The following is a 15,320-nucleotide window of genomic DNA, read 5'->3' as shown; positions in this document are numbered from 1 at the left end:
CGGGCGACGGCGGGAGGCGGGTGCCTACCGGAGGCGCAGAACTCCGGCGATTCGGCATTCCTCCGCCGGTTCGGGCGGTCGGGCGCGCGATGTGCAGGAGTTGGACCGGATGCCGAGGCGACCCGCCCGGCCTCAGCCCGGCGCCACCGCCGTCGATCCGCGCTCGAGCAGCGCGAATGGCAACGTGCCGCGGCGCGTGGCGGGCTCGGCGCCGTCGAGTTCGGCGAGCACGGCCTCGGCGGCCCGCTCGCCCTGGCCCCGCGCGAACTGATCGATCGTGGTCAGGCCGAACCATCGGCCGAGGTCGTTGCCGTCCACACCGATGATCGAGACGTCCGCGGGTACGCGCAGCCCGGCCTCCCGCGCGGCCAGTACGGCGCCGATCGCCATCTCATCCGACGCCGCGAACACGGCGGTCGGACGTTCCGCGCCGGGGAGCAGACGCCGCGCCGCCGCAGACCCGCCGTCGATCGTGAAATCGGCGGCCTCGAACAGGGCCGTCGCGCCCGCGGCATCCATCTCCTCGGCGAAACCCCGACGGCGCAGAGCCGGAACCGACGACACGGTGTCGGTCGTCGCATCGGCCCCGATGTGCGCGATGCGACGGTGGCCGAGGTCCAGCAGGTGCCGCGTCGCGAGCCGTCCCACGGCGAGATCGTCGACCGTCAACGTCGTCAGCAGCGGGGTCGGACCGGCGATCGCCACGATCGGGACCCCGAGCCCTCGCAGCAGCGTCGACTCCGCGGCATCCAATTCCAGGGCGATCGTGATGACGCCGTCGATCCTGCGGCGGCGGAGGTGGTCGTCGAAGACGCGGCGGCGTTCCGCGCGCTCGCCGCTGACGCTGTACAGCGTGATGTCGTAGCCGCGCCGCACGAGCGCGTCGGAGATGCCGGCGAGCACGGTACTGAAGAACCAACGGTCGAGGAACGGCACGACCACACCGATCGCCCGCGTGCGTCCGGTCGCGAGCGCCGAGGCGGGAGCCGAGACGACGTAGCCGAGCTCATCCGCGGCGGCCTGTACGCGTTCCCGGGTCGCTGGTGAGACGGGTCCGCGCCCGCTGAGCGCCCGCGAGACCGTGGCCGTCGACACGCCCGCCCGTCGGGCGACCTCGTCGATGCCGACCACGGTCTCGCGGATCCTGGATGCCGGCGGCTCAGGCCGCGGCGATCCAGACGGTCGTGTCGGTGGGGAGCGCGTCGCCCTCGAGCGGACCGCTCGCGACGAGGATCTCGACGGCGGGCAGCGCGACGCTCTCGGAACCGAGGTTCGCGACCACGGTGATCGAGCCGTTGCGGAACGCCACGACGTCGTCGCCGTACCCGTCGAGCCACTCCAGCGACCCCGAGCCGAGGCCCCGCGCGCGACGCTCGGCGAGCAGCGAGCGGTAGAGCGACAGAGTGGATGCCGGATCCTCCCGCTGCACGTCACGCGCGAGCTCCGCCCACTCGGCGGGCTGCGGCAGCCAGGCGGCGCCGGTCTCGTTGAAGCCGTAGGCGGGAGCATCGGCGGTCCACGGGATCGGGACACGGCAGCCGTCACGACCGTAGCGCTCGCCTTCGGTGCGGAACCACGTCGGGTCCTGGCGGGCGTCGTCGGGCAGGTCGATGACCTCGGGGAGTCCCAGCTCTTCGCCCTGGTACAGGTACGACGAGCCGGGGAGTGCCAGCATGAGCGAGGTCGCGGCGCGAGCGCGGTGGAGCCCCTTGACGGGGTCGGGCTTGCCCGGGGACTTCGGGCCGATGCCCGCGCCCTGCGGGTTATCCGCCGTGAGCGCCAGGCGCGAGGCGTGGCGCACGACGTCGTGGTTCGACAGCACCCACGTGCTCGGCGCGCCGACGGCGCCGTACTCGTCGAGCGACTCCTCGATCACGGCGCGGAGTGCCTCGGCATCCCATTTCGTCTCGAGGTAGTGGAAGTTGAAGGCCTGGTGCATCTCGTCGGACCGGACCCACAGCGCCGTCTGAGCGACGGTGGGGAGCCACGCCTCGGCGCACAGCGCGCGGTCGCCGTCGTACGCGGCGAGCACCTCGTGCCATTCGCGCCAGACGTCGTGCACGCCCGGCTGTCCCCAGTACGGCACCTCGTCGGCGTCGCCGCCCATCGAGCCGCCCTCGGGGTCGGGCGTGTAGTCGGGAAGCCCCGCGGCCTTGATGAGACCGTGCGCGACGTCGACGCGGAACCCGTCGACCCCGCGGTCGAGCCAGAACCGCAGGATGCTCTCGAACTCGGCGCGCACCTCGGGGTTGGTCCAGTCGAAGTCGGGCTGCGACTCGTCGAAGATGTGCAGGTACCACTGGCCGGGGGTCCCGTCGGCCTCGGTCACCCGCTTCCACATGCCGCCGCCGAACACGCTCTCCCAGTTGTTCGGGGGCAGCTCGCCGTTGTCGCCCCTGCCGTCGCGGAAGATGTACCGCGCGCGCTCCGGGCTGCCGGGGGCGGCCTTCAGCGCCTCCTGGAACCACACGTGCTGATCGCTGGAGTGGTTCGGCACGAGGTCGACGATCACCCGGATGCCACGGTCATGGGCTCCCGCGAGCATCGCGTCGAAGTCGGCGAGCGAGCCGAAGATCGGGTCGACGTCGCGGTAGTCGGCGACGTCGTACCCCGCGTCCTTCTGCGGCGATCGCTGGAAGGGGCTGAGCCAGATGGCATCCACCCCCAGGTCTGCGAGGTCGTCGAGGTGCGCGGTGACACCGGGGAGGTCGCCCAGCCCGTCGCCCGAGGCATCGGCGAAGGAGCGGGGGTAGATCTGGTAGATGACGGCGGTCCGCCACCACTCGGAGCCGGGAGCGGACTCGAGTTCGGGGCGCGCGTCCTGCTGCGTGAAAGTCATGCGCTCCACGTTAGTGCAAGCGCTTGCAGCGGGTCGAGGGGGCTGCCTTTGGCAGGTGTCCAAGACACGCCGTATCGGACCCCGCGCGTGCGGCGTGTCTTGGACGTTCGCCGTGGTGGGCGGGCCCCCGAAGGATTTCGATGTCCAAGGCACGCGGACGGTGTCGCGTGGCATCCGCGTGTCCTGGACACTCGGCGCGGTCGGTGCCCCGCGTCTAGGCTGGGACCGTGCCCGACGCCTCCGCTCTCGCCCGCGCCGAATCGCTGATCGGCAGCATCCCCGACTATCCCGAGCCCGGGGTGACGTTCCGCGACATCACGCCTCTGCTGGTGGATGCCACGGCCCTCCGCGCCACGATCGACGCGCTGCTCGAGCCCTTCGCCGGCCGGTACGACGTGGTCGCGGGCATCGAGGCGCGCGGCTTCCTCCTCGCCGGCGCCGCGGCCGTCGCGGCGGGCGTGGGGCTCGTGCCCATCCGCAAGGCGGGCAAGCTGCCGCGGCCCGCGGCATCCGTCTCCTACGCGCTCGAATACGGCACCGCCGAGATCGAGATGCACGACGACATCCCCGACGGCACGCGGGTGCTGCTGCTCGACGACGTCCTCGCCACCGGCGGCACGCTCGAGGCCGGCCGCGCGCTCGTCGCCCGCCTCGGCGGCGAGGTCACTGGCACCGCGGTACTGCTCGAGATCGACGCGCTCGGCGGCCGCGAGGTGCTCGGCGGCGACGTCCACACCGTCTTCCACGCCTGACCCCGCCCGCGCCCGACGCGGCGCGCCCGACCCGTGGGCGTCCGGCCCGCGCCCGGGACCGCGTCGTGTCGGTACCGCACCTCAGTCGAGTGTCCGAGACACGCGGACCGTAGGTTGTGGCATCCGCGTGTTCTGGACACTGAACCGGTGACGGAGCACCGCCGCCGCACAACCTCGACCCGACGCCCCGGACGTCAGCGCAGCACGGACGCGCCGAGCTCCACCGGGCTGCCCTCGATGTTGCCGACGATGCCGCGGATGACGCCGGTGCCGTCCTCCCGTCGCAGGCCGTCGTACCAGGCCTGTGTGGCCTCGACGTCGAACGCGTGCGTCTCGTGTGCGCGCTTGCGGGCGCGGAGCACGAGGTCGCCCGCGCGCTCGGTGCGGATGCGCTCGTACCGCTTCAGCGAGTCCTCGACGCCCAGCGTGGTCGTGGCGAACACGATGCCGAGGGCGAAGCTGTCCTCCAGCGCCGAGCACGCGCCCTGGCCGATGTCGGGGGCGGTGTTGTGCGCGGCATCCCCGAGGATCGCCACGCGCCCCCGCACCCAGGTGTCGAACGGGTCGATGTCCCAGATCTCGACACGGTTGAGTGAGGCGTCGGGGTCGATGGCATCCAGCAGGGCCCGAACGCCCGGCGCGCCCCACGAGCCGAAAGCCGCTTCGAGCGCCGCCGTGCGGTCTTCGAGCACGCCCGAGGGTCCCGGAACGTCGACGAAGAAGTAGAAGCGGTCGCCCGCGACGGGCATCACGGCGCAGCGCTTGCCCTCGCCGACGTAGGTCGTCCACTGGTGCGGCGGTCCGATGCGCGGATCGGCGGAAACCAGGCCGTTGTAGTTCACGTATCCCGAGTACCGCCGTTCGGGATGGATGCCAGCCGGCTCTGTGACGTAGTCCCGCACGAGCGAGCGCGCCCCGTCGGCGCCGATGAGCAGGTCGGCGGTGTCGCTCGTCCCGTCCGCGAACGTCGCGGTCACGGTGGTGCCGTCGTCGGAGACCCCGACGAGCTGTCTGCCGAGGTGGATGCGGTCGAGGCCGACGGCATCCATCATCAGCGCCTGCAGATCGGCGCGCGCGACGGGGTAGGGCCGCTGCCCGGTCTGCGAGGTGACGGATGCCAGGGAGAAGCGGCACATCTCCTCCCCGGTGTGGCCGTCGTAGTAGGCCATGTCGTCCATCTGGCCGCCGAGGCCGGCGACCTCGGCGCCGAGTCCGAGCCAGTTGAGCACCTTCACGCCGTTGGACCAGAGCGACAGCGCGGCACCGACCGGGCGGTTCTCGCGCATGCGGTCGTAGACGACGACCTCGTGGCCGAGCTTCTGCAGAGCGAGGGCTGCGGAGGTGCCGCCGACGCCCGCGCCGATGACGATGACCTTCATGGCTCCTCCTCAGCTGCCGCGGTAGGTCGAGTACGCGAACGGGCTCAACAGCAGCGGCACGTGCAGGTGCTCCTCGCCGGAGACGGTGAACGCCACCGTCGCGACGGGGTGGAACGACGCGACGCCGCGCGAGCGGAAGTAGGCGCCGGTGCCGAACGTCAGCGCGTAGTCGCCGTCCGCGAGGCGGTCGGGGCCGATCGCCAGGCGCCCGTCGGCGTCGGTGGATGCCGAGCCGATCGTCGCGCCGTCGAGGTGGGCCAGCGTCACCGTGACCCCGGCCGCGGGCGTTCCGGTCGCGGCATCCAGGACGTGGGTGGTGAGGTGGGTCATTCGGCGGGCTCCGGTTCTGCGGGGGCGTCGTCGGCGAGGGTGGTCCGCAGGCGCAGCAGGGCGATCTCGGCGAGCTGCCGCGTCGCCTCGAGGGTCTCGGCGTCGGGGTCGTTGCCGAGGCGCCGCTCGAGTTCGGCGCGGATCTCGCCCGGCGTGCGGCCGGCCGCACGGATGAGGAACACACGGCCGAACCGCTCCTCGTACGCGGCGTTGCCGGCGGTGATCGCGGCGACGTCGTCATCGGCGGCGGTGCTCATCGCGGCCTGTTCGCGCCGGGATGCCGCGGCCTCGGCGTCCTCGCCCGACACTCTCGCGCCGATGCGGGGGTGGGCGTGCAGGGCTTGCTCGAGGTCGGCGGGCGACCAGGTGGCGGCGAGGTTCCCGGCGTAGGCGGCGAGGGCGTCGACGTCGGCGTAGGGGCGGCCGGCGACGACGGCGTTGACCCACCCCGGGATGTCGGCCCNTGCGACCCCGGGGCCACATCCATCGCCCCACCTTGGGCGCCACCGCGGGGCGTGGTCGGTACAGCGGCCGTTCTTGGTGGCCCCGGGTCGTGGCGTGCGACCCCGGGGCCACATCCATCGCCCCACCGTGGCCACCGGCCCACCGCACCTGTTCCCACAAATGTTGATGGCGGTTACATCGGCGAAACGCACGGCCCCTAGCGTGATCGGCATGAGCACCAGGATCGCGGCCCGCCGCACGTTCGTCGACGGGCGCTTCCTTCCCGCCACCGTCGTGATCGACGAGGGTCGCATCGCGGCCGTGACCGTGTTCGATCCCATGGCCGACACGGTCCTCCCCGCCGACGCCGTACTGCTGCCGGGCCTCGTCGACTCGCACGTGCACCTCGATGAGCCTGGCCGCACCGAGTGGGAGGGCTTCGCTACCGGCACCGCGGCCGCCGCGGCCGGGGGAGTCACGACCGTCGTCGACATGCCGCTGAACAGTTCGCCGGTCACGACGACCCCCGAAGCCCTGGATGCCAAGCGCGCCGCCGCCGTCGGAAAGCTCGCCGTCGACGTGGCGTACTGGGGAGGTGCGGTTCCCGAGAACCTCGGGTCGCTCCGCGCGCTGGCGGATGCCGGGGTGGTCGGGGTCAAGTGCTTCCTCTCGCCGAGCGGCATCGACGAGTTCGGACACCTGGATGCCGAGCAGCTCGAGGCGTGCCTCGCCGAGCTCGCCGAGTTCGACGGGCTGCTGATCGTGCACGCCGAGGATCCGGCGCACCTGCACGCCGACGGTGCCCTCGGTCCGCGCTACGCCGACTTCGAGGCCAGCCGCCCGCCGGTCAGCGAGCGCGCGGCCATCCGCCGGGTCATCGAGGCGGCCCGCCGCACCGGCGCCCGCGCGCACATCGTGCACGTGTCCGACGGCGAGGCGCTGGAGGACGTCCGTGCCGCGAAGGCCGCGGGCGTGCGCCTGACCGTCGAGACGTGCCCGCACTACCTCACGTTGGACGCCGCCGAGGTGCCCGACGGAGCCGCGGCGTTCAAGTGCTGCCCGCCGATCCGGGGCGCTGCGAACCGCGACCTGCTGTGGGCGGGGGTTGTCGACGGCACCATCGACGCCATCGTCAGCGACCACTCACCCGCGACGGTGGAGCTGAAGTCCAACCCCGACTTCGGCCTGGCCTGGGGCGGGATCGCGGGACTCCAGACCGGCCTGTCGTCGGTGCATACCGCGGCCCGGGGGCGTGGCATCCCGCTCGAAGATCTTCTGCCGCTCGTGACCACCGGACCCGCGCGCATCGCCGGGCTCGCGGGCCTTGGCGTGATTGCTCCCGGCGCTCCGGCGCACCTGGTGGCGTTCGCGCCCGACGAGGAGTTCGTCGTGGATGCCACGGCCCTCGAGTACCGCAACCCGGTCTCGCCGTGGCACGGGCAGACGCTCACCGGCGTCGTGCGCGAGACGTGGCTGCGCGGCGAGTCGGTGTTCCGTCGCGGCGAGCCCGTGACGCTCCGCGCGGGGCGCGAGCTCGTGACCATGGTGGTCGAGGCGTGAGCGCCGTCCCGATCCTGCAGCCGGGCGTCGGCGTGATCCCGGGCGACCACTACGTCCGCGCGACGCCCGAGACGGTGCTGTGGGGGCGGCTTCCGTGCGCGGCCGATCCGGCGGTGCTCGAGATCGCGTCGGGCGAGACCGTGACGTTCGACACCGTGAGCCACGAGGGCATCCTCGACGACCAGGGCAAGGACCCGGCGGCGTACTTCGCGTCTCACGGTGTTCCGGCGCAGCACGTGCTCGACGACGCGATCGAGATCGCGGCATCCGTCGCCCGCGATGTGATGGCGGACGGTCCGCACGTCGTCGTCGGGCCCGTGCACGTGCGGGGCGCGCACCCCGGTGACCTGCTGAAGATCACGGTCGAGGCGCTCGCCCCGCGCGTGGCGTACGGCGTGATCTCGAACCGTCACGGCAAGGGTGCGCTCGTGGGCGAACTGCCCCGCGGAGAGCGCAACGTCAGCGTGTTCGCGTCCGTCAGCGAGCGGGACGGCGTACTGCACGGGACCCTGCCGGTCGTGGACGGCGGCGAGCCGGTGGTGGCATTCCCGCTCGCCCCGTTCCTCGGGACGATGGGCGTCGCGGTCGCCGGGCACGAGCGCCCGCACTCCGTCCCGCCCGGCACCCACGGCGGCAACATCGACATCAACCTGCTCGTCGAGGGGACGACGCTGTTCCTCCCGGTTCAGGTCGAGGGGGCGCTCGCGTACGTCGGCGACCCGCACTTCGCGCAGGGCGACGGGGAAGTCGCGCTCACCGCGCTCGAGGCCTCGCTCCGGGCGACGCTGCGCTTCGAGGTGATCCCCGCGGATGCCGCCCGCGCGGCGTTCGGCGACGTCACCGGCCCGCTCGTCCGCACACCCGAGTACCTCGTGCCGACCGGCATGGACCCCGACCTGGATGCCGCGATGCGCGCGTGCGTCCGCGCGTCGCTGTCGCTGCTCGGGGGCCGCTGGGACATGGACGAGCACCTCGCCTACGCATACCTCAGCGCCGCGACCGACTTCGACATCTCGCAGGTCGTCGACATCGTGTCCGGCGTGCACGCCCGCATCCGCGAGGCGGACTTCGCCGGGGTGCCTGCGGTGGAGCCGGTGGCTCTGGGCGGCGACGGGGGTGCCGCATGAGCGCCGCCGTGGCCGCCGGTTCAGTGTCCAAGACACGCCGGTCGCGGGCCGTGGCATCCGTGTGTCTTGGACACTCAACGTGCGCGACGGACGCCTCCGCAACCCCCGAGGGAGACGCCGCATGACTCCCGCGCTCGCCGCCGGCCTCGCCCGCGCAGAGCCCGCCGACGCTGTGGGTGTCGTGCCCGGCATTGCGCCGCGGCGCTCCGCCCCCCGTTCAGTGTCCAAGACACGCGGATGGGTCGCGCGAGCATCCGCGTGTCTTGGACACTCAACCTTCGACGAGGCACCGAGGAAGGCAGATCGATGACGGATGCCACGATCCCGGGCGACCTGCGCGAGGCGTTCGACGCGTACGAGCGGGCGATCGTCGCCAACGACCTCGATGCACTCGACGCGTTCTTCGCCCCCGGCGGCGACACGTTGCGCGGGGACACCGCGGGACTGCTCGTCGGGCACGAAGCGATCAGCGGCTTCCGGGCCCTCCGCGGCGGCGTTCCCCCGCGCGAGATCGCCCAGGTGCACTACCGTCCGCTCGCCCGCGGCGGCGAGGCCGTGGAATCCGGGGATGTCGCGCAGGAGAGCACCGACGGCGATGTCGCCCTGCTCGTCTCGGTCTCGGCGTTCCGCGGCGGTGGGCGGGGGCTGCAGACGCAGGTGTGGCAGCGGATCGATGGGCGTTGGTTCATCACCGCCGCGCACGTGACCCCGCGGACGCCCGCGCTCGATCGCACGATCTGGCGGAGCGTCGGCGACCCGTTCCTCCAGGGCGCGTGGGAGGGGCCGCTCGAGGGGCTCACGGTCGCCGTGAAGGACCTGTTCGCGATCGCGGGGTTCCGTATCGGCGCGGGCAACCCGACGTTCCTCGAGGAGGCGCGTCCCGAGAAGGCCACCGCCCCGGCCGTCGCCGACCTGCTCCGCGCGGGAGCGTCGCTGCGCGGCATCGCCCGCACCGACGAGTTCGCCTACTCGATCGCGGGCGACAACGTGCACTACGGAACTCCACCGAACAGAGCCGTCGTCGGGGCCCTGCCCGGCGGCTCCTCGAGCGGACCGGCATCCGCCGTCGCCCTCGGACATGCCGACATCGGTCTCGCGACCGACACGGCCGGGTCCATCCGCGTTCCCGCGTCGTACCAAGGACTCTGGGGCCTTCGCACGACGCACGACCTCGTGCCGCGGCAGGGAATGCTGCCGCTCGCGCAGTCGTTCGACACGATCGGCTGGCTCACCCGCGACGGCGAGACCCTCCAGCGCGTCGCCGACTGGTGCCTGAGCTACGACGGCTCCGCGTCGACCGAGAACGTCTACGGAGCCTCGGGCGACGACCTCCCCTGGCGCTTCCTCGTGCCGGAGGAGATCCTCGCGTGCGTCGAACCCGACACCCGCACGGCCTTCTCCCGGCTACTTGCCGCGCTCGCGGCATCCGACGATCCGCCGCCGTTCCGTGCCGTGAGTTCGGGAGACCTGGATGCCACCTTCACTGCGTTCCGCACCGTCCAGGGCGCCGAGGCCTGGCGCAACGACGGGGAGTGGCTGCGCGCGCATCCCGGGGCAGTGGGTCCGGCCGTCGCGGAGCGTTTCCGCCTCGCGGCGCAGATCACCGCCGCCGAGGAGGCCGCCGCGCGCCGAGACCTCGAGCCGATCGCCGCGCACCTGGCCGAGCTCGTCGACGGCGCCGTGCTGATCTTCCCGACCGTCCCCGGCCCCGCGCCCCTGCGCACGGCGGACGTGGATGCCGTCCGCGCGGCGACCCTGCGCATGACCGCCCCCGCGGCGGCGGCGGGGCTCCCCGCGATCTCGGTGCCGCTGCTGACGGTGGCCGGCGCCCCCGTCGGCGTCTGCCTGGTGTCGCGCGCCGGCACCGACATTGCGCTCGTCCGTCTGGCGCGCCGCCTCGCGGCACTGATGGCGGGGGCGGCCGGATGACTCGCCCGGCACAACTCCTGCAAATCCGACACAGCTCGGCATCCACCGCCCGTTCCGCCCGGACTGCAGGACTTGTCCGCGGCCGCGGCACCGCGCCCGGCAGCCCGGCACAGCTCCTGCAAATCCGACCGGTCGAAGTCTTCGAGCTGCCTCCTGCTCGGATTGCCGGAGTTATGCGGCCCCGAGCTGTGGCCCGCGCGGCACAACTCCTGCAAATCCGCCGCCCCTCGGCATCCACGGCCCCCAGCTCCAGAACTGCCGGAGTTGTGCCGCCCCGTCCCGCGCGCTGCCCAGCAGCACCCCGCCCGAAGACTCACCCCCGCACCACGGAGCCAAGATGACCCACCTCCCCGGCCCGATCGACCCGCCCGCGCGCCTGCTGATGGGCCCCGGCCCCATCTCGGCGTACCCGAGCGTCCTGCGCGCGATGGGCGCCCCGCTCGTCGGGCAGTACGACCCGTTCATGACCGCGACCATGACCGAGACGCAGGAGCTGTACCGCCAGGTCTGGGGCACCGACAACGACGCGACCGTGCTCGTCGACGGCACCAGCCGCGCCGGCATCGAGGCGGCGATCCTCTCCCTGGTGCGCCCGGGACAGCGGGTGCTGGTCCCGATCTTCGGCCGCTTCGGCCACCTGCTGAAGGAGATCGCCGAGCGTGCGCTCGCCGAGGTCCACACGATCGAGGTGCCGTGGGGAGAGGTCTTCCCGGTCTCGATGATCCGCGAGGCGATCGAGCGGGTGAAGCCGCACCTCGTCGCGTGCGTGCAGGGCGACACGTCGACCACCATGCTGCAGCCGCTCGACGAGATCGGCGAGATCTGCCGCGCCCACGGCGCCCTGTTCTACACCGACGCCACCGCATCGCTCGGCGGGAACCCCTTCGAGATGGATGCCTGGGGCCTGGATGCCGCCACCGCGGGCCTGCAGAAATGCCTCGGGGGACCCTCCGGCTCGGCGCCGATCAGCCTGTCCGACCGCGCCGTCGAGATCGTGCGGTCGCGCGCCCGGGTCGAGGCGGGGATCCGGGAAGAGGGGGATGCCATGGCATCCGACTTCATCCGCTCCAACTACTTCGACCTCGCGATGATCCTCGACTACTGGGGCCCGCGGCGCCTGAACCACCACACCGAGGCGACCACGATGCTCTACGGCGCGCGGGAGTGCGCGCGCGTGCTGCTCCTCGAGGGCCGGGATGCCGTGATCGCGCGGCACCAGCTCCACGGCGACGCGATGCTCGCGGGCGTGCAGGGCCTCGGTCTCACGGTCTTCGGCGACGTCGCGCACAAGATGACGAACGTCGTCGCGGTCGAGATCCCGGAGGGGGTCGTGGGTGACGCGGTGCGCGCCGAGCTGCTGAACGACTTCGGGATCGAGATCGGCACGTCGTTCGGTCCGCTGCACGGACGCGTCTGGCGCATCGGCACGATGGGCTACAACGCCCGGAAGGATGCCGTGCTCACGACCCTCGCCGCCCTCGAGACGGTGCTCCGCCGTCACGGCGCTTCGGTCGCCGCGGGTGGCGGCGTCGAGGCCGCGCAAGGCGTGTACGGGGCCGCGGGATGAAGACCCGGCTCCAGGTGGCGCCCGAGCGCATCGCCTCGGCCGCGCGCCGCGTGATGGGGCGCTGCGAGGAGCTCGCCCGCGTCACCGCGATGACCGGCGGCATCGAGCGCGTCTACCTCTCGCCCGAGCACGCCCGCGTCAACCGCCTCGCCGCCGAGTGGATGCGCGAGCCCGGCATGACCACGCGTCAGGACGCGGCCGGCAACCAGGTCGGTCGCCTCGCCCCCGCCGGCGCCCGCGACGCCCCCGCCCTCCTGATGGGGTCGCACCTCGACACGGTCCCGGATGCCGGTCGCTTCGACGGCATCGTCGGCGTGCTGATGGCGCTCGAGGTGGTGCGGCTGGTCCGGCGCGTGGACGACGAGGGCGTGGCATCCAGCCCGTTCCCGTTCGCGCTCGAGGTGATCGCGTTCTCGGACGAGGAGGGCACGCGCTTCGGCAAGGCGCTCCTCGGGTCGTCCGCCGTGGCCGGGCAGTGGGATCCCGCCTGGTGGGACCTGACGGATGCCGACGGCTCGACGCTGCGTGAAGCCTTCCGCGAGTTCGGTCTCGACCCGGGCCGCGTCGGCGAGGCCGCGCGGAAGCCCGAGGAGTTGGTGGGGTACCTGGAGGCGCACATCGAGCAGGGCCCCGAGCTCGATCGGGCGGGGCTGTCGCTCGCGGCGGTGTCGTCGATCGCGTCGGCCCGGCGGTTCCAGCTCGTCGTCGAGGGTGAGGCGCGGCACGCGGGCGGCACGCCGTACGACATGCGCCGCGACGCGCTGCTCGGCGCGAGCGAGGCGGCGCTCGCCGTCGAGCGGATCTGCCGCGCCGAGCACCACATCGTCGGCACGGTCGGGCAGCTCGAGGCGTTCCCGGGGGCTGTGAACGTCGTGCCCGGTGAGGCGGTGTTCTCGCTCGATCTGCGCGGCGAGTTCGACGAGACCCGCGACCACACCTGGTCCGCAATCTCCGCGGAACTGGATGCCATCATGGGCCGCCGCGGCCTGCGCTGGCGGTCGCGTGAGGTGCACTCCGCGCCGGCGGTGTTCTGCGATCCGCTGCTGCAGGACGCGGTGCGGGCGGGGATCGGCGGTGAGGCCCCGACCCTGTTCAGTCGCGCCGGACATGACGCGATGGCGATCGGGGCCATCACCGGGGTGGGGATGTTGTTCCTCCGTAACCCCGACGGAATCAGTCACCACCCCGACGAGGCCGTCTCCGCCGCCGACGTCGCGGCGGGGATCCGGGCACTCGCCGAGGCGGTGCTGGGGGTTGGGGCGGAGCGGGGGTGACGAGCGCCCCGGCGCTCAGCAGGATTGGGGCTTGGTGAGGTCGATCTGATCGCTTCCGTCCGTGTAGGTCCACCCGGTCGATGTCGCTCCCACGTTTGTGGCGGTCTGATTGCCCTCCCAGTGATAGAGCGTGCCGTTCTTGAGGAAGTAGCCAGCGTTGAGGGGCGTAGAGCCATCCGGGACCGACGCTGTGATCGTGGACTGGCCGTAGCGATAGATGTAGCTCTTCTCGTTATTCAGCCTGACCGCGATCTGGTCGACACCATTGGTGTAGGTCCATCCGGTGGATGTTGCCGTCACGTTCGTCGCGGTCTGGTTGCCCTCCCAGTGATAGAGCGTGCCGTTCTTCAGGAAGTACCCAGCATCAAGTGGCGTAGAGCCATCCGGGACCGATGCCGTGATCGTGGACTGGCCGTAGCGATAGATGTAGCTCTTCTCGTTATTCAGCCTGACCGCGATCTGGTCGACACCATTGGTGTAGGTCCATCCGGTGGATGTTGCCGTCACGTTCGTCGCGGTCTGGTTGCCCTCCCAGTGATAGAGCGTGCCGTTCTTCAGGAAGTACCCAGCATCAAGTGGCGTAGAGCCATCCGGGACCGATGCCGTGATCGTGGACTGGCCGTAGCGATAGATGTAGCTCTTCCCATCGCTCAACCTGGCTGCAATCTGGTCGACACCATTGGTGTAGGTCCATCCTGTGGATGTTGCGGCCACATTCGTAGCGATCTGGTTGCCCTCCCAGTGGTAAAGCGTCCCGTTCTTCAAGAAGTAGCCCGAGTTCAGAGGTGTTGATCCATTGGGAACGGCGGGTGTGATGGTGGCGCCTCCCTGTCGGAAGATGTAGTTCTGCCCTGTGGACGTGGTTACGGCGATGTGGTTCGTTCCATTGGTGTAGACCCAGCCGGGCGAGTAGGACAGGACGTCGCTAGAGTAATTGTGGTTGCCCTGCCAGTCATAGAGCGTCGTTCCGTAGAGGAACCACCCGGCGTTCAATGGGATAGAACCGGCGGGGACAGAAGCCGTGGACGTCTGCCCCGGGGTCCGGTAGACGTACGCCGCGCTATTCGACGTGGCGCTGATCGCAGCTGTCGCCGTCTCGGAACCGGAGGTTCCCGTCAGTGTTGCCGGGCCGCCCGCGGCAGGCACGACGATCGCCGGCAGGTTCACTCGCCCGTCGGGCCCGCTGACTTCAGTGTTCGTGGTCGAACCGCCCGAGAACGTGTACCCGCCGCTCAGCGACACGGTGACACTCTCACCGGCTTTCGGAACGCCGCCCTCCGTCACGGTCACATACGCGCCGGTGATGGTCCCGCACGCGGTGCCGTTGTAGGTGGACTGGTTGAAGGCGAGGGCAGTGACGCCCGAGGCCGAGGCCATGGGCGCGATGGATGCCGCGGCGATCACCGGCACGGACCACGCTGCACCGGTGAGGATTGTGCGGCGAGACGGGGTGGAGACGCGGGGCGACGAAGCTGCTGAGGTTTCGGGGTCGCGAGACATAGGGATGCCTTTCGGGTTCGGGTGTCGTCAGCATCCCGAGGGCTCCGCGTCGCGGCCAAGCGCGAGTTGTCCCTGACGGTCAGGGTGATGACAAGACCGCGCCGTCCCGGGCCCACCATGCGCGCAAGCGATTCACCGGGTGAATCCGCAGCCCTCCCGCGTAGAGGGCGGGGTGGGCAGCCCCGACGCTGGAATCTCGACTCGTCCAGATGGGAGCACCATGGCGCGCAGCCTCCGGGCCGAAGGGGCCGCGGTCATCGACTGGTTCGCCGAGCGCTCCCTCGCGGCGACCCCCGATCCGCGCGTGCCGACCATTCTCATCGCTGACGAAGCGGAGGTCGCGGCCCTCACCATCCGGCGGGTGTGGCACACCGGTCTGGCGATCGAACCGCGCGACGAGCTGAGCGCCGGCTCGTTTCTCGTGCTCCAAGCCGAGGGTTCGGCGGCGTTCCGAATGACGGGCACGAACACCGAACTGGAAGCGGGCGATGCCCTCGCGTATCCCCCCGCCGACCTGTCCCGCGCAAAGACGAGCCACCCCACCGCCCGCATCGAGATCCTTTCCGCCAACAGCCTCCTCGACCACCCCGCCCCCCTCCCCGGCGCCGACGACAGTCCG

General features: G+C 71.7%; 13 protein-coding genes. 7 read left to right on the top strand and 6 right to left on the bottom strand.

Annotated features, from left to right (window positions below; genetic code table 11):
* Window positions 1-132 precede the first annotated feature (132 nt).
* Both D8Y23_RS04350 and D8Y23_RS04345 read right to left on the bottom strand, forming a co-directional pair.
* Window positions 133-1,131, bottom strand: coding sequence for a LacI family DNA-binding transcriptional regulator (locus tag D8Y23_RS04350; protein ID WP_128216947.1), 999 nt, complete (start codon window positions 1,129-1,131; stop codon window positions 133-135).
* Window positions 1,132-1,159: 28 nt separating this feature from the next.
* Window positions 1,160-2,839 (bottom strand): glycoside hydrolase family 13 protein, encoded by a 1,680-nt coding sequence (locus D8Y23_RS04345; RefSeq protein WP_128216946.1) that lies wholly within the window; start codon window positions 2,837-2,839, stop codon window positions 1,160-1,162.
* A gap of 227 nt (window positions 2,840-3,066) precedes the next feature.
* On the opposite strand from D8Y23_RS04345, the gene D8Y23_RS04340 reads away from it, so the two are divergent.
* On the top strand, window positions 3,067-3,591 hold the full coding sequence (locus D8Y23_RS04340) for an adenine phosphoribosyltransferase (protein WP_128216945.1): 525 nt from the start codon (window positions 3,067-3,069) through the stop codon (window positions 3,589-3,591).
* 194 nt (window positions 3,592-3,785) lie between these two features.
* Here D8Y23_RS04340 and hpxO read toward each other — a convergent pair whose 3' ends face one another.
* From hpxO to uraD, 3 genes are read right to left on the bottom strand one after another with little or no spacing between them, the layout of a single operon-like run.
* On the bottom strand, window positions 3,786-4,970 hold the full coding sequence (hpxO, locus tag D8Y23_RS04335; RefSeq protein WP_128216944.1) for an FAD-dependent urate hydroxylase HpxO: 1,185 nt from the start codon (window positions 4,968-4,970) through the stop codon (window positions 3,786-3,788).
* A gap of 9 nt (window positions 4,971-4,979) precedes the next feature.
* Window positions 4,980-5,300: a hydroxyisourate hydrolase gene (gene uraH / locus D8Y23_RS04330; RefSeq protein WP_128216943.1), complete on the bottom strand. Its 321-nt coding sequence runs from the start codon at window positions 5,298-5,300 to the stop codon at window positions 4,980-4,982.
* Entirely contained in the window at window positions 5,297-5,878 is a 582-nt protein-coding gene (gene uraD / locus D8Y23_RS04325) for a 2-oxo-4-hydroxy-4-carboxy-5-ureidoimidazoline decarboxylase (protein ID WP_128216991.1), read from the bottom strand. The genes uraH and uraD overlap by 4 nt, the downstream gene beginning before the upstream one ends.
* 97 nt (window positions 5,879-5,975) lie before the next feature.
* On the opposite strand from uraD, the gene allB reads away from it, so the two are divergent.
* The 5 genes from allB (at window position 5,976) to D8Y23_RS04300 (ending at window position 13,201) form a co-directional block, all read left to right on the top strand.
* Window positions 5,976-7,304, top strand: a complete 1,329-nt coding sequence (gene allB, locus D8Y23_RS04320; protein ID WP_205796841.1) for an allantoinase AllB — start codon at window positions 5,976-5,978, stop codon at window positions 7,302-7,304.
* A complete protein-coding gene (locus tag D8Y23_RS04315) occupies window positions 7,301-8,431 on the top strand; it encodes an acetamidase/formamidase family protein (RefSeq protein WP_128216942.1) in 1,131 nt (376 codons plus the stop codon). The genes allB and D8Y23_RS04315 overlap by 4 nt, the downstream gene beginning before the upstream one ends.
* A gap of 306 nt (window positions 8,432-8,737) precedes the next feature.
* Window positions 8,738-10,360, top strand: a complete 1,623-nt coding sequence (locus D8Y23_RS04310; RefSeq protein WP_128216941.1) for an AtzH-like domain-containing protein — start codon at window positions 8,738-8,740, stop codon at window positions 10,358-10,360.
* 337 nt (window positions 10,361-10,697) lie between these two features.
* Complete coding sequence (locus tag D8Y23_RS04305; protein ID WP_128216940.1) at window positions 10,698-11,927, top strand: pyridoxal-phosphate-dependent aminotransferase family protein; 1,230 nt, start codon at window positions 10,698-10,700, stop codon at window positions 11,925-11,927.
* On the top strand, window positions 11,924-13,201 hold the full coding sequence (locus D8Y23_RS04300; RefSeq protein ID WP_128216939.1) for an allantoate amidohydrolase: 1,278 nt from the start codon (window positions 11,924-11,926) through the stop codon (window positions 13,199-13,201). The genes D8Y23_RS04305 and D8Y23_RS04300 overlap by 4 nt, the downstream gene beginning before the upstream one ends.
* A 15-nt stretch (window positions 13,202-13,216) precedes the next feature.
* On the opposite strand, the gene D8Y23_RS04295 is transcribed toward D8Y23_RS04300, so the two are convergent.
* Window positions 13,217-14,701, bottom strand: a complete 1,485-nt coding sequence (locus D8Y23_RS04295) for a hypothetical protein (protein WP_164878141.1) — start codon at window positions 14,699-14,701, stop codon at window positions 13,217-13,219.
* Between the two features lie 220 nt (window positions 14,702-14,921).
* Between D8Y23_RS04295 and D8Y23_RS04290 the strand changes: the two genes are divergently transcribed.
* A partial coding sequence (locus tag D8Y23_RS04290; protein WP_164878140.1) for a hypothetical protein occupies window positions 14,922-15,320 on the top strand: 399 nt, incomplete at its 3' end.

This window comes from Microbacterium enclense, from assembly GCF_004022425.1.
GTDB lineage: Bacteria > Actinomycetota > Actinomycetes > Actinomycetales > Microbacteriaceae > Microbacterium > Microbacterium enclense_A.
Note: the sequence above shows the minus strand (reverse complement) of the source record. Positions and strands in the feature narration are given on the sequence as shown.